Below are 13068 nucleotides of genomic sequence, written 5' to 3' on the forward strand. Positions count from 1 at the left end.
CTGATTGATGACACGCCCTAGCCGCTATCAGCCGTCGCTGGCTGGTGTCAACCCTGATTCCCTGGGGGAATCGGGAATAGGGCGCTGGTGTTAGCATGGAAACATGCTGATGAAAGTGCAACAAGACATGACCGACGCCAACCACGATGAGGGGACGCCCGTCTCCGTCAAGATCCGCGAACGCCTGCAGGCAGCCAAGCGGCGTTTCCACTCCAACGACAACATCGCCGACTTCATCCGTCCGGGCGAGCTCGAGGCCTTGTTCGAGGAAGTCACGGACAAGATGAAGGGCGTGCTCGACAGCATGGTGATCGACACCGAGAACGATCACAACACGGGCGACACGGCGCGCCGCGTGGCCAAGATGTACCTGAAGGAAGTCTTTGCCGGGCGTTATGTGCAGGCACCGACCATCACCGAATTCCCGAATGCCGAGCACCTCAACGAGCTGATGATCGTCGGCCCGATCACGGTGCGCAGCGCTTGCAGCCACCATCTGTGCCCGGTGATCGGCAAGATCTGGATCGGCGTGATGCCCAACGAGCACACCAACGTGATCGGCCTGTCCAAGTATGCGCGTCTGGCCGAGTGGATCATGGGCCGGCCCCAGATCCAGGAGGAAGCCGTAGTCCAGTTGGCCGACCTGATCCAGGAAAAGACCCAGCCCGATGGCCTGGCGATCGTGATGGAAGCCAGCCACTACTGCATGGGCTGGCGCGGCGTCAAGGACATGGACAGCAAGATGATCAACTCCGTCATGCGTGGCGTGTTCCTGAAGGACAGCGATCTGCGCCGCGAATTCCTGTCACTGATTCCCCGTAGGAGCTGAAGATGCTGGTACGTCTGTTGTATGTGAGCCGTGCGGTGCAGCCCGAGAGCGCCGAGGCCGTCCATGCCATCCTGGCCTCGGCCAGGCAGCACAATCTGAACAATGGCATCACCGGCATCCTGTGCTATGGCGGTGGTGTCTTCCTGCAGGCGATCGAGGGCGGTCGCTCGGCGGTCAACCACCTCTACAACCACATCATCGAGGACCCGCGCCACCAGAACGTCGAGCTGCTGCACTACGAGGAAATCAGCGAGCGGCGCTTTGGCGGCTGGACCATGGGCCAGGTCAACCTGAGCAAGCTCAATACCTCGATCGTGCTGAAGTATTCCGAGCGTCCCGAGTTCGACCCCTATTCGGTCTCGGGCAAGGTGTCGCTGGCGCTGCTCGAGGAGCTGATGGCGACCGCTTCCATCATCGGCCGCGCCTGATCTGCCCTTGAACACTGCAGGGCCCGAACTCTGGGGCTGCGATTTCAGCAGCGCGCCGAGCCAGCGCAAGCCGGTGCTGCTGGCTTGCGGCCGACTGCGCGCCGGTCGGGTGCTGCTCGAGCGGCTGGAGAGCTTCGAGACGTTGGCCGGCTTCGGTGACCGCCTGGCCGAGCCGGGGCACTGGGTTGGCGGCTTCGACCTGCCTTTCGGCCTGCCGCGCGAGCTGGTCGAGACATTGGGCTGGCCGACCGACTGGTTGGCTTGCATGCGCCACTATGCCGCCCTGAGCCGGCCCGAGATCCGCGAGCGCTTCGCGGCCTTCTGTGCCGCCCGTCCCGTCGGGGGCAAGTTTGCTCACCGCGCGACCGACCGGCCCGCCGGTTCGAGCCCGAGCATGAAATGGGTCAATCCGCCGGTGGCCTACATGCTGCATGCCGGTATTCCGCTGCTGCTCGAGGCTGGCGTGTCGCTGCCGGGGCTGTGCGCGGGCGATGCCGGTCGGGTCGCGCTCGAGGCCTATCCGGGCCTGTTGGCGCGCTCGGTGCTGGGCTCGCGCAGCTACAAGAGCGACGACAAGGCCAAGCAGACCCCGGAGCGCCTGATCGCGCGCAAGGACCTGCTGCACACGCTTGAAATGGGGTCGGCGCCGCTGCTGCAGGGCAGTGGACTGCGGCTCAAGCTCAGCCATGCCCAGCATGATGAACTGGTGGCGGACGCCAGCGGCGACCGGCTCGATGCAGTGCTGTGTCTGTTGCAGGCGGCCTGGGCGCTGACGCAGCACCAGGGCGGCCATGCGTGCTATGGCTTGCCGGATTTCGATCCGCTCGAAGGCTGGATCGTCACGGCCTGAAGCCTGGCCGGACTTGTCGTCAGGTGCGCCTCAGTGCGTGCCGCCGCAGACCGCGCAGTCCGGGTTGCGCCCGAGCCGGATCTGGTGGAAGGCCATCTCGCGCGCTTCCAGCATCATGAGCTGGCCAACCAGCTTCGAGCCCATGCCCGACAGGAGCTTGAGCGCTTCGGCTGCCTGCAGCGTGCCGATGATGCCGACCAGCGGCGCGAACACGCCCAGGGTCGCGCAGCGGGTTTCCTCCAGGCCGTCGGTCTCGGGGAAGACGCAGGCATAGCAGGGACTGGCCGCATCGCGTGGGTCGTAGACCGAGAGCTGGCCGTCGAAGCGGATGCCGGCGCCCGAGACCAGCGGCACCCGGTGCCGCACGCTGGCGCGGTTGATCAGGTGCCGGGTCGCGAAGTTGTCGGTGCAGTCGAGCACGACCTGCGCCGTCGGCAGCAGTTCGTCGAGCAGTGCCGCGTCGGCGCGCTGCACCCGGGTGTCGATGCGCAGCTCGGGGTTGATCGCCAGCATCGCGGCCTTGGCCGACAGCGCTTTCGCTTGCCCGACGCGCTCGAGGTTGTGCGCGATCTGGCGCTGCAGGTTGGTGGCATCTACCAAGTCATGGTCGACCAAGGTGATATGGCCGACACCGGCGCTGGCGAGGTAGAGCGCGACCGGCGAGCCGAGTCCGCCCGCGCCCACCACCACCGCATGGGAAGCCAGCAGCTGTTCCTGGCCCTCGATGCCGAGCTCCTCGAGCAGGATATGGCGCGAGTAGCGCAGCAGTTGCTCGTCGTTCATGCCGGGATGCGCGGGGACGCTGCTCATTCCTCGGGCTTGACCTCTTTGCGCTCGCTCAGCGTCTTGCTGACCTGCACCGGCTGGCCCTTGAGCTGCTTGATGGCCTGCTGCAGCTGGAAGTCCTTCTCCGAGCCGAATTCGGGCAGCAGACGGCCGCCCGGGTTCTTTTTGGTTTCTTCCTCCAGGCGCAGGCGCGCGGCTTCGCGTTCCTGTTCGCGCAGTTTCTCGGCCGCCTTGTCGGCGTCGCTCAGCGGCTTGGCCTCATCCTGGCCGTTGCCCAGGTGTTTCTCGAGGTCGGCCTCGCGCGTGCGCAGGGCGGCAAACAGGTTGCCGTCCTCGGTCTCGTCGACCCAGACATCGGGCACGATGCCCTTGGCCTGGATCGAGCGGCCGCTGGGCGTGTAGTAGCGCGCGGTCGTGATCTTGAGCCCGGTGTCGGGGCCGAGCGGACGCACCGTCTGCACCGAGCCCTTGCCGAAGGTCTGGCTGCCCAGGATGGTGGCGCGCTTGTAGTCCTGCAGTGCGCCGGCGACGATCTCGCTGGCCGAGGCCGAGCCTTCGTTGACCAGCACCACGATCGGCAGCTTCTTGAACGCGCCCTTGCTGACCTCGTTGAGGCGGCGGATCGGATCGCTGCCGCTGCGGCGCAGATAGTATTCAGGCGCGGCCTTGTAGATCGACTTGCTTTCCTCGAGCTGGCCGTTGGTCGTGACCACGGTGGCATTCTCGGGCAGGAAGGCAGCCGAGATCGCGACCGCTGCATCGAGCAGTCCGCCCGGATCGTTGCGCAGGTCCAGCACCAGGCCCTTGAGGCCGGGGTTTTCCTTGTAGATGTCCTCGAGCTTGCGCGTGAAGTCCTCGACCGTGCGCTCCTGGAACTGCGAGACGCGGATCCAGGCATAGCCCGGCTCGACCAGCTTGGCCTTGACGCTCTGGGTCTTGATTTCCTGGCGCGTGATCGTGACCGGGAAGCTGCGGTTCTCGTCCTTGCGGAAGATGGTCAGCTGCACCTTGGTGTTGGGCTCGCCACGCATGCGCTTGACCGCATCGTTGATGGTGAGGCCCTTGACCGGGGTGTCGTCGATCTTGGTGATTAGGTCATTGGTCTTGAGTCCGGCGCGATGGGCCGGCGAGTCCTCGATCGGCGAGACGACCTTGACCAGGCCGTCCTCCATCGTGATCTCGATGCCGACGCCGACGAAGCGGCCCGAAGTGCCTTCGCGGAATTCCTTGAAGGACTTCTTGTCGAAGTATTGCGAGTGCGGGTCCAGGCTGGCGACCATGCCCGAAATCGCATCGGTGATGAGCTTCTTTTCGTCGATCGGCTCGACATAGTCGCTCTTGACCATGCCGAACACGGCGGCGAACTGCTGCAGTTCCTCCAGCGGCAGCGGTGCGAGCGAACCGCGCGCGACCGCCTGCAGCTGCACCGTGGTCAAGGCGCCTGCCAGCGCACCCACGGCAACCCAGCCCGCGATCTTGAGTTTCTGACCCATCAAACCATCCTTCTGTCGGCTCCGAATGCGCCGTCTGTTGACTATAAACCCGGCACGAACCGGGCGGCGCTCAGCGCAGGCAAGACCCGCTTGGCGGTCAGGCCTTGCCTTGGCTGGCTACGGCAGCCGCTGCTGCGGCTGCTGCCTCGGCGTCGCCCAGGTAGTAGCGGCGCAGCGGCTTCATGTTGTCGTCGAACTCGTACACCAGCGGGATGCCGTTGGGGATGTTGAGGTTGACGATGTCGGCGTCCGAGATGCCGTCCAGATGCTTGATCAGGGCGCGGATCGAGTTGCCGTGGGCGGCGATCAGCACGCGCTGGCCCGACTTCACGCTCGGGGCAATGGTCTGTTCCCAGTAGGGCACGACGCGCGCGACGGTGTCCTTGAGGCATTCGGTCAGCGGAATCTGCTCGGGCGCCAGGTCGGCGTAGCGGCGGTCACCGCGCTGGCCGCGCGGGTCGTCGGCTTCGAGTGCCGGCGGCGGGGTGTCGTAGCTGCGGCGCCAGATCAGCACCTGCTCGTCGCCGTATTCCTTGGCCATGTCGATCTTGTTCAGGCCCTGCAGGCCGCCGTAATGGCGCTCGTTGAGGCGGTAGTTCTTGACCACCGGCAGCCAGGTGCGGTCCATCTCGTCGAGGGTGTACCACAGGGTGTGGATGGCGCGCTTGAGCACCGAGGTGTAGCAGAGGTCGAAGTCCCAGCCTTCGGCCTTGAGCAGCTTGCCGGCCGACATGGCCTGGGACACGCCGGTCGGGGTCAGATCGACGTCGGTCCAGCCGGTGAAGCGGTTTTCCAGGTTCCAGGTGGATTCGCCGTGGCGGATCAGGACGAGTTTGTACATGGGAATATCCAGAGCAGGGACAAAGCCGTCATTTTAGAATACAGGCCTTCAAGCGAAAGGCTGATTGTGACGTTTTTGATAGCTAACTGGTTTTTGATTCTGGCCGCCCTGGTTTCGGGTGGCTTGCTGCTGTGGCCGCTGGCCACGGGTGGCGGCTTCTCGGGTGGCCTCAAGCCGACCGATGCGGTGCTGCTGATGAACCGCGAGAAGGCGGTGGTGGTCGATGTCTGCGCCAGCGACGAGTTCGCCGCCGGTCACGTGGTCGGTGCACGCAACATCCCGCTGGCTGATCTCGAGGCCAAGCTGCCGGCTGCGGTCAAGAACAAGGCCCTGCCCGTGATCCTGGTCTGCGCTTCGGGCATGCGCTCGGGCCGTGCGGTCGCGATCGCGAAAAAGCTCGGCTACGACAAGGCCCAGTCGCTCGAGGGCGGCATGAAGGCCTGGCGCGCCGCCAGCCTGCCGGTCGAGAAGGCCTGAAGGAGTTCAACATGGCTGAAGTAAAGATCTACAGCAGTGACTACTGCCCCTACTGCCAGCGCGCCAAGGCCTTGCTGCGCGAGCGCGGCGTGACCGCCTGGGAAGAGATCTGCGTCGACGGCAAGCCTGCCGAGCGCGCCGCGATGGCGCAACTGGTCGGGCGCACCAGCGTGCCGCAAATCTTCATCGGCGGCCAGCATGTCGGCGGCTGCGACGACCTGCATGCGCTCGACGCGCGCGGCGGCCTGCAGCCCCTGCTCGACGCCTGAGCGGCCTGGCCCAGGCCGGCCCTGTTGGCCAGCTGGCGCGCCTTTTGGTGCCATGCCTTGCTGACATAATGGCAGGCGATCGGCCCGCTGCGGCAATGCGCCGGCAGCGGGCTTTTTTTGACCCAAGAACGAAAGCAGCAATGTCCGAGCAACAGGTTCCCGTGTTCCAGATCCAGCGCGTCTACATGAAGGAGGCTTCGCTGGAGCAGCCCAATTCGCCCGCCATCCTGCTGGTGCAGGAGCAGCCTTCGGTCGACATCCAGCTCGGCGTGGGTGCCGAGCAGGTGGCCGACGGCATCTACGAAGTCAGCGTGACCGCGACCGTGCAGACCAAGATCCAGGACAAGACCGTGTTCCTGGCCGAGGTCAAGCAGGCCGGCATCTTCGAGATCCGCAACCTGCCCGACGAGCAGATGGGCCCGATCATGGGCATCGCCTGCCCGCAGATCGTCTACCCCTATCTGCGCGGCAACATCGCTGACGTGATCACGCGCGCCGGTTTCCCGCCGGTGCATCTGTCCGAGATCAACTTCCAGTCGATGTACGAGCAGCAGCAGGCGCAAGCCGAGCAAGAGGCCGCTGCAGCCTGAGCGCTGCGGCAAGGGAGATGAATTGGCCTGCATGAAGATCACCGTGCTGGGCGCTGGCGCCTGGGGCACGGCGCTGGCCATTGCGGCCGCCGCCAATGGCGACGGCAACGAGGTGCGCCTGTGGGCGCGCAACCCGGCCCAGGCGGCCGACATGAAGCAGCGGCGCGAGAACCTGCGTTACTTGCCGGAGTCGCCGTTTCCGCCACGGCTGCAGGTGCTCGAAGCCGGGCTCGACGAGTTGCCGGCCCTGCTGGCGGCTGACGACCTGGTGGTGATTGCCACGCCGATGGCGGCCTTGCGCGACATGCTGACCTTGCTGCGCGCGAGTCCGGCGCCGGTGGTCTGGCTCTGCAAGGGCTTCGAGCGCGCGGCCGCTGCCGGCATCGGCCTGCTCGGGCACGAGATCTGCGCCGAGGTCGCGCCCGGCTTGCAGGCCGGCGTGCTCAGCGGCCCGAGCTTTGCCAAGGAAGTGGCCGCCGGTCGTCCGACCGCGCTGGTCGCGGCCAGCGACAGCCCCGAACTGCGCGAGCGGCTGGTGCAGGCCTTCCATGGCAATTCGCTGCGCGTCTATGCCAATGACGACCTGGTCGGGGTCGAGGTCGGCGGTGCGGTCAAGAACGTGATGGCGATCGCGACCGGCCTGTGCGATGGGCTCGACCTCGGGCTCAATGCGCGCGCCGCGCTGATCACGCGCGGCCTGGCCGAGATCGCCCGGCTCGGTCTGGCGCTGGGCGCCAAGGCCGAGACCTTCATGGGTCTCAGCGGTTTGGGCGACCTGGTGCTGACCGCCACCGGCGACCTGAGTCGCAACCGTCAGGTCGGCCTGCTGCTGGCCAAGGGATTGACGCTGCAACAGGCGGTCGATTCGCTCGGTCATGTGGCCGAGGGGGTCTACAGCGCCCACACCGTGGCCCAGCGCGCGCGCGCGCTCGGTATCGAGCTGCCGATCACCGAGGCGGTGGTCGCTCTGCTCGACGGTCGCCTGCAGCCGGCCGAGGCGGTCGCGGCCCTGATGGGGCGCGATCCGGTGGCCGAAATCCACTGAGGTGCCGCTGGCACGGCTTGTGCCGCGCCCCTCTGGCTGATACGAGAAAGGCCTGCCCCGGTGGCAGGCCTTTGTCTTTGTTGCGCCCGGCGTGGGCGCACGCTGGCCTCAGAACTCGAGGTTGTCGATCAGGCGCGTGCTGCCCAGGCGCGCGGCGCCGAGCGCGACCAGCTCGCCGGGCTGGAACTCGTGGCCCTGCGGGACCTGCAGGTCGACGCGACGGCGCACCGTCAGGTAGTCGGGCTGCCAGCCGCGCGCGGCCAGCGCCTGCATCGCGTGCTGCTCGAGCGCGGCCAGGTTGTGCTCGCCGCCGAGCACGGCCGCGATCAGTGTTTTGAGCGCCAGCGAGAGCTGGATCGCCTCGCTGCGTTCGGCTTCGGACAGGTAGCCGTTGCGCGAGCTTAAAGCCAGGCCGCTGCCGGCGCGCTCAGTGTCGACGCCATGCACCGTCACCGGCAGCGCGAACTGCTGCACCAGCTGGCGGATCACCATCAGCTGCTGATAGTCCTTCTTGCCGAACACCGCGTGGCGCGCGCCCTTGGCCTCGCTGAACACGCACTGGAACAGCTTCATGACCACGGTGCTGACGCCGGTGAAGAAGCCCGGGCGGAAATGGCCTTCGAGGATGTCGCCGAGCGCCGCTGGCGCGTGGACCTTGAAGGTCTGCGGCTGCGGATAGAGCTCCTTTTCCGACGGCGCGAACACGATGTCGCAGCCTGCTGCTTCGAGCTTGGCGCAGTCGGCTGCCAGCGTGCGCGGGTAGCTGTCGAAGTCCTCGTGCGGCAGGAACTGGAGCCGGTTGACGAAGATGCTGGCGACGGTCACGTCGCCCAGCTGGCGGGCGTGGCCGATCAGCGCCAGGTGGCCGTCGTGCAGGTTGCCCATGGTCGGCACGAAGGCGGGCGAATCGAAGCGGGCCAGCTGCTGGCGCAGCTCGGCGAGGGTGTGGATGACTTGCATGGAGTCTGCTGGCGGAGTCGGTCTATGAACGGCGAAACGGTGGCCTGGATACTGAGCGCTGTCTTTACCAGGCGTGCAGCCGGTCGTCGGGGAAGCTGCCGTCCTTGACGGCCGCGACATAGGCGGCCATCGCGTCGCGCACGCTGTCGTTGCCGGCCATGAAGTTGCGCACGAACTTGGGCGTCTTGCCCAGTCCCATGCCGAGCATGTCGTGCATCACCAGCACCTGGCCGGCCGTGCCCTTGCCCGAACCGATGCCGATGGTGTGGCAGCGCGGCAGCTCGGGCGTCAGTTCGGCCGCGAGCGCTGCCGGCACCATTTCGAGCACCAGCATGTCGGCGCCGGCATCCTGCAGCGCCATCGCATCGCGCCGCAGGCGCTGGGCATCGCTGTCGCTGCGGCCCTGGACGCGGTAGCCGCCCAGTGCATGCACCGTCTGCGGCGTCAGCCCGAGGTGGCCGCAGACCGGGATGCCGCGCTCGACCAGGAAGGCCACGGTCTCGGTGGTCCAGCCGCCGCCTTCGAGCTTGATCATGTGCGCGCCCGCGTGCATCAAGGCCGAGGCGCTGCGGATGGCCTGCTCCTTCGACTCCTGGTAGCTGCCGAAGGGCAGGTCGGCGACGATCCAGGCCGTACCCTGGACCCGGCGCAGGCCGCGTGCGACGCTTTCGGTGTGATAGCACATGGTATCGAGCGTGACCCCGACCGTGCTCGAGAGGCCCTGGCAGACCATGCCGAGCGAGTCGCCGATCAGCAGGGTCTCGACCCCGGCGCTGTCGGCCGCGGCGGCGAAGGTGGCGTCGTAGGCCGTCAGCATCGTGATCTTCTCGCCGCGCTCGCGCATTTCGTGCAGGCGCGGCAGGCTGACCGGCTTGCGCTGCGGCAGCGAAGCAGCCGTGGGCAGGGTGCCGTAGGGGGTGCTGGCTAGCGTCTCGCTCATTTTTGAACTTTCTTCCGATTCTGTCCCGTGAAGCCGAAAGTCTAGTCTATCCGGATGCATTTCTGCCGCATTGGCTTCTTGCCTGCTGCCACACGAGCGCGCTTGCGATGCGGGACAATAGAGGCCCAGCGCGGTCGTCGATCCCGGAGGGCGCACCGCATGCATGGCCGGCTTTTGCTGCCGGCAGCTACAGCCCAACAGAGAGCATAGAGAGATGGACAAGGTCATCGAGGTCGATTACGAACAGCCGGCTTGCACCACGCGCCATGCCTGGGCGCGCGTGCCCGAGGAGCCGAGCCAGCAGGAGCGCGCCGCGCTCAAGGACAAGATCCGCCGCCTGCTGCAGGAAAAGAATGCGGTCATGGTGTCGCACTACTACGTGCACCCGGACCTGCAGGATCTGGCCGAGGAGACCGGCGGCATCGTCAGCGACAGCCTCGAGATGGCGCGCTTCGGCCGCGACCACGCGGCGCAGACGCTGGTGGTCTCAGGCGTGCGCTTCATGGGCGAGACCGCCAAGATCCTCTCGCCCGAGAAGACCATCCTGATGCCCGACCTCGACGCGAACTGCTCGCTCGACCTCGGCTGCCCGATCGATGACTTCGCGGCTTTCTGCGACCAGCATCCGGATCGCACGGTCGTCGTCTATGCCAACACCAGCGCGGCGGTCAAGGCCAGGTCCGACTGGCTGGTGACCTCGAGCTGCGCGCTCGAGATCGTCAGCGCCCTGAAGGACAAGGGCCACAAGATCCTGTGGGCACCCGACAAGCACCTGGGCGGCTATATCCAGCGCGAGACCGGTGCCGACATGCTGATGTGGCAGGGCTCGTGTATCGTGCACGACGAATTCAAGGCCTCCGAGCTCGAAGCGCTGATCCAGCAGCACCCAGGCGCCAAGGTGCTGGTGCACCCCGAGAGCCCGGCCGACGTGGTCGCGCTGGCCGATGCGGTTGGCTCGACCTCGGCGATCCTGAACGCGGCCAAGTCGATGGACGCGAAGGAATTTATCGTCGCGACCGACAACGGCATGATGCACAAGCTGCGCACGCTGAACCCGGGCAAGACCTTCATCGAGGCGCCGACCGCCGGCAACAGCGCGACCTGCAAGAGCTGCGCGCACTGCCCCTGGATGGCGATGAACAGCCTGGCCGGCGTCGCGCGCGTGCTTGAGAGCGGCCTCAACGAGATCCATGTCGACCCCGAGCTGATCCCGCGCGCGCGCCAGCCGATCGACCGCATGCTGGCCTTCACCGCCGCGCACAAGGCTGGCCAGGACGCCGGCGCGCTGGTGCCGAACATCGGCGCGGCATGACGACGCCGGCGCTGACGGCGCTGATCGACTTTTCCCAGCCGCAGGGCGGGGCGGGCCAGCGCTTGCGCTGCGCCTTCGGTGCGCCGCTGCGCGTGCTGCAGGCCGATGCGCCGGCCCAAGTCAAGCCGCTGCTGGAGCAGGTGCAGGCCGAGGCGCAAGCCGGGCGCTGGTGCCTGGGCTATGTGGCCTATGAAGCCGCGCCGGCCTTCGATGCCGCGCTGCGGGTGCATGCCGCCACTGGCCCGCTGGCCTGGTTTGCCGTCTTCGACCGGGCCCTGGACTGGCCGCTCGATTGCGAGCTGCCGCCAGGCACTGCCGATACGGCGCAGCGGGCGCAGGAGCCGCAGCCACCGGCCAAGGCCCGCTGGGGCGCCGGCCCCGAGCGCGTGGCCTTCACGCGCGACATCGAGGCGATCCAGAGCGCGATCGCCGCTGGCGACTGCTACCAGATCAACCACACTGCCCAGCTCACGGGCGAGCTGTTGCAGGGCAGCGCACTGGCGCTCTATGCAGCGCTGCGCCGAGCCCAGCCGGGCGGCTATTCGGCCTGGCTCGATGCTTGCGAGCGCCAGCTGCTGTCGGTCTCGCCCGAACTGTTCTTCGACTGGGACGGCAAGCGGCTGCTGGTGCGCCCGATGAAGGGCACCGCCGTCCGCGGCGCCACGCCCGAGCAGGACCAGTCCCATGCCGACGCCCTGCTGGCTTCAGCCAAGGAGCGGGCCGAGAACGTCATGATCGTCGACCTGATCCGCAACGACCTGTCGCGCGTCGCGCTGCCGCATTCGGTCAAGGTGCCGCGCCTGTTTCACCTGGAAGCCTTGCCGACCGTCTGGCAGATGACCTCGGATGTGACGGCCGACAGCCGGCCCGGCACCACGCTGGCCGATGTCTTCACGGCGCTGTTTCCCTGCGGCTCGATCACGGGTGCGCCCAAGGTCCAGGCCATGCGGCTGATCCATGAATTGGAACCGGTGCCGCGCGGCGCCTACTGCGGCGCGATCGGTGTCGTGCAACCGGGCGGCCACGCGACCTTCAACGTCGCGATCCGTACCGTGACGGCGCAGGGCCAGGCCCTGAGCTGCGGCATCGGCAGCGGCATCACCTCGGGCGCTACCGCCGAGGGCGAATGGCAGGAATGGCGCCACAAGCGCGCCTTCCTCGATCGCGCCAGCGAGCCGTTCGAGCTGCTCGAGACGCTGGCGCTGGCCGACGGCGTGCTGCGCAATGAGTCCGAGCATCTGGCGCGACTGCAGCGTGCAGCAAACCATTTCGGCTACGCGCTGGACCAGATGGCCTTGCGCGCCAGCCTGGATCAGCTGGTCGCCAGCCATCCGCAGGGCCTGTGGCGGGTGCGGCTGCTGCTCGACGCGCAGGGCCGGGTCCAGGCGCAGGCCTTCGCGATGGAGGCCAGTCCGGCCGAAGTCACGCTGGCGCTGGCGGACCAGCCCTTCGAGGCCGCGCAGAGCGAATTCGTGCGCTACAAGACCACGCGTCGCGCGCATTACGAAGCGGCGGCGGCGGCGCAGCCGGGGCTGTTCGACGCCATCCTGTGGAACGGGCAGGGCGAGCTGACCGAGTGCACGCGCGGCAATATCGCGCTGCAGATCGACGGCGAATGGCTGACGCCAGCCCTGTCTTGCGGCCTGCTCGACGGCGTCGGGCGCGAGATCGAGCTGCGCGAGGGCAGGGTCCGCGAAGCCGTGCTGCGGGTCGAGGACCTGCAGCGCGCGACCGGCCTGGCCTTCCTCAACAGCCTGCGCGGCTGGATTCCGGCCCGGCTGGCCTGATCACATCTGCTGCACCGCGACCTTGTCGCGCAGCTCGACCTGCTGGTTCTGGTCGTTGACGAACACCAGTTTCGGCTTGTGGCCGGCGACCTGATCCTCGTGGACCTGGGCGAAGGCCGCGATGATCAGCAGGTCGCCGACGGCGGCGCGGCGTGCCGCCGAGCCGTTGACCGAGATCATGCCGGTGCCGCGCTGGCCCTTGATCGCGTAGGTCACGAAGCGCTCGCCGTTGTCGACGTTCCAGATATGGATCTGCTCGTTCTCGCAGATGCCGGAAGCATCGAGCAGGTCCTCGTCGATGGCGCAGGAGCCCTCATAGTGCAGCTCGGCATGCGTGGTCTTGACGCGGTGGATCTTGGATTTGAGCAGGGTACGGAACATGGTGATCTCGGGCAAATAGGCCGCTATTTTGACAGAAGCGCCAAAACGGGTCGCCAGGGCGACCCGTTTTCTTGCCAGCA

General features: G+C 67.0%; 15 protein-coding genes. 9 read left to right on the forward strand and 6 right to left on the reverse strand.

Translation table 11 applies throughout. The annotated features are described in order from the left end of the window. The first annotated feature begins 103 nt into the window (after nt 1-103). From folE to C6P61_RS03210, 3 genes are read left to right on the forward strand one after another with little or no spacing between them, the layout of a single operon-like run. Entirely contained in the window at nt 104-829 is a 726-nt protein-coding gene (gene folE, locus C6P61_RS03200) for a GTP cyclohydrolase I (protein WP_105728494.1), read from the forward strand. Nucleotides 830-831: 2 nt separating this feature from the next. Beyond that, nucleotides 832-1257 carry a BLUF domain-containing protein gene (locus C6P61_RS03205; RefSeq protein WP_105728495.1) on the forward strand — a complete coding sequence of 142 codons (426 nt, stop codon included), beginning with the start codon at nt 832-834 and terminating at the stop codon, nt 1255-1257. Nucleotides 1258-1264: 7 nt separating this feature from the next. Next, the gene (locus tag C6P61_RS03210; protein ID WP_105728496.1) at nt 1265-2107 is read left to right on the forward strand and encodes a DUF429 domain-containing protein; all 843 of its coding nucleotides are present in this window, start codon (nt 1265-1267) and stop codon (nt 2105-2107) included. Nucleotides 2108-2137: 30 nt separating this feature from the next. Here the strand turns inward: C6P61_RS03210 and C6P61_RS03215 are convergent, their stop codons facing one another. The 3 genes from C6P61_RS03215 to gpmA all read right to left on the reverse strand — a co-directional run bounded on the left by C6P61_RS03215 (nt 2138) and on the right by gpmA (nt 5227). Then, the gene (locus C6P61_RS03215; protein ID WP_105728497.1) at nt 2138-2890 is read right to left on the reverse strand and encodes a HesA/MoeB/ThiF family protein; all 753 of its coding nucleotides are present in this window, start codon (nt 2888-2890) and stop codon (nt 2138-2140) included. A gap of 23 nt (nt 2891-2913) precedes the next feature. Continuing rightward, entirely contained in the window at nt 2914-4386 is a 1473-nt protein-coding gene (locus C6P61_RS03220) for a S41 family peptidase (RefSeq protein WP_105728498.1), read from the reverse strand. Between the two features lie 97 nt (nt 4387-4483). Further along, a complete protein-coding gene (gene gpmA, locus C6P61_RS03225) occupies nt 4484-5227 on the reverse strand; it encodes a 2,3-diphosphoglycerate-dependent phosphoglycerate mutase (protein WP_105728499.1) in 744 nt (247 codons plus the stop codon). Between the two features lie 66 nt (nt 5228-5293). Here gpmA and C6P61_RS03230 point away from each other — a divergent pair, with 66 nt between their 5' ends. The 4 genes from C6P61_RS03230 (at nt 5294) to C6P61_RS03245 (ending at nt 7608) form a co-directional block, all read left to right on the forward strand. After that, entirely contained in the window at nt 5294-5704 is a 411-nt protein-coding gene (locus tag C6P61_RS03230) for a rhodanese-like domain-containing protein (protein ID WP_105728500.1), read from the forward strand. 11 nt (nt 5705-5715) lie between these two features. Then, complete coding sequence (gene grxC / locus C6P61_RS03235) at nt 5716-5973, forward strand: glutaredoxin 3 (RefSeq protein WP_105728501.1); 258 nt, start codon at nt 5716-5718, stop codon at nt 5971-5973. A gap of 140 nt (nt 5974-6113) precedes the next feature. Then, nucleotides 6114-6563, forward strand: a complete 450-nt coding sequence (gene secB, locus C6P61_RS03240) for a protein-export chaperone SecB (RefSeq protein ID WP_105728502.1) — start codon at nt 6114-6116, stop codon at nt 6561-6563. A gap of 31 nt (nt 6564-6594) precedes the next feature. Further along, nucleotides 6595-7608 (forward strand): NAD(P)H-dependent glycerol-3-phosphate dehydrogenase, encoded by a 1014-nt coding sequence (locus C6P61_RS03245; RefSeq protein ID WP_105728503.1) that lies wholly within the window; start codon nt 6595-6597, stop codon nt 7606-7608. 108 nt (nt 7609-7716) lie between these two features. Here the strand turns inward: C6P61_RS03245 and panC are convergent, their stop codons facing one another. Both panC and panB read right to left on the reverse strand, forming a co-directional pair. After that, nucleotides 7717-8568 carry a pantoate--beta-alanine ligase gene (panC, locus tag C6P61_RS03250; RefSeq protein ID WP_105728504.1) on the reverse strand — a complete coding sequence of 284 codons (852 nt, stop codon included), beginning with the start codon at nt 8566-8568 and terminating at the stop codon, nt 7717-7719. Between the two features lie 64 nt (nt 8569-8632). Then, nucleotides 8633-9508: a 3-methyl-2-oxobutanoate hydroxymethyltransferase gene (gene panB, locus C6P61_RS03255; RefSeq protein ID WP_105728505.1), complete on the reverse strand. Its 876-nt coding sequence runs from the start codon at nt 9506-9508 to the stop codon at nt 8633-8635. A gap of 214 nt (nt 9509-9722) precedes the next feature. Here panB and nadA point away from each other — a divergent pair, with 214 nt between their 5' ends. Both nadA and pabB read left to right on the forward strand, forming a co-directional pair. Next, a complete protein-coding gene (gene nadA / locus C6P61_RS03260; RefSeq protein ID WP_105728506.1) occupies nt 9723-10820 on the forward strand; it encodes a quinolinate synthase NadA in 1098 nt (365 codons plus the stop codon). After that, complete coding sequence (pabB, locus tag C6P61_RS03265; RefSeq protein ID WP_105728507.1) at nt 10817-12607, forward strand: aminodeoxychorismate synthase component I; 1791 nt, start codon at nt 10817-10819, stop codon at nt 12605-12607. The genes nadA and pabB overlap by 4 nt, the downstream gene beginning before the upstream one ends. On the opposite strand, the gene panD is transcribed toward pabB, so the two are convergent. Next, nucleotides 12608-12988, reverse strand: coding sequence for an aspartate 1-decarboxylase (gene panD, locus C6P61_RS03270; RefSeq protein WP_105728559.1), 381 nt, complete (start codon nt 12986-12988; stop codon nt 12608-12610). Between the last annotated feature and the right edge of the window lie 80 nt (nt 12989-13068).

It is taken from the genome of Malikia spinosa (assembly GCF_002980625.1).
Classification (GTDB): Bacteria; Pseudomonadota; Gammaproteobacteria; order Burkholderiales; family Burkholderiaceae_C; genus Malikia; species Malikia spinosa.

Bases quoted from the DNA above. Each gene is read 5' to 3' on its own strand.
- nadA (WP_105728506.1), top strand. From the start codon at position 9,723: ATGGACAAGGTCATCGAGGTCGATTACGAACAGCCGGCTTGCACCACG.
- folE (WP_105728494.1), top strand. From the start codon at position 104: ATGCTGATGAAAGTGCAACAAGACATGACCGACGCCAACCACGATGAG.
- panD (WP_105728559.1), bottom strand. From the start codon at position 12,988: ATGTTCCGTACCCTGCTCAAATCCAAGATCCACCGCGTCAAGACCACG.
- C6P61_RS03215 (WP_105728497.1), bottom strand. From the start codon at position 2,890: ATGAACGACGAGCAACTGCTGCGCTACTCGCGCCATATCCTGCTCGAG.
- C6P61_RS03245 (WP_105728503.1), top strand. From the start codon at position 6,595: ATGAAGATCACCGTGCTGGGCGCTGGCGCCTGGGGCACGGCGCTGGCC.
- panB (WP_105728505.1), bottom strand. From the start codon at position 9,508: ATGAGCGAGACGCTAGCCAGCACCCCCTACGGCACCCTGCCCACGGCT.
- C6P61_RS03205 (WP_105728495.1), top strand. From the start codon at position 832: ATGCTGGTACGTCTGTTGTATGTGAGCCGTGCGGTGCAGCCCGAGAGC.
- gpmA (WP_105728499.1), bottom strand. From the start codon at position 5,227: ATGTACAAACTCGTCCTGATCCGCCACGGCGAATCCACCTGGAACCTG.
- pabB (WP_105728507.1), top strand. From the start codon at position 10,817: ATGACGACGCCGGCGCTGACGGCGCTGATCGACTTTTCCCAGCCGCAG.
- C6P61_RS03220 (WP_105728498.1), bottom strand. From the start codon at position 4,386: ATGGGTCAGAAACTCAAGATCGCGGGCTGGGTTGCCGTGGGTGCGCTG.
- secB (WP_105728502.1), top strand. From the start codon at position 6,114: ATGTCCGAGCAACAGGTTCCCGTGTTCCAGATCCAGCGCGTCTACATG.
- panC (WP_105728504.1), bottom strand. From the start codon at position 8,568: ATGCAAGTCATCCACACCCTCGCCGAGCTGCGCCAGCAGCTGGCCCGC.
- grxC (WP_105728501.1), top strand. From the start codon at position 5,716: ATGGCTGAAGTAAAGATCTACAGCAGTGACTACTGCCCCTACTGCCAG.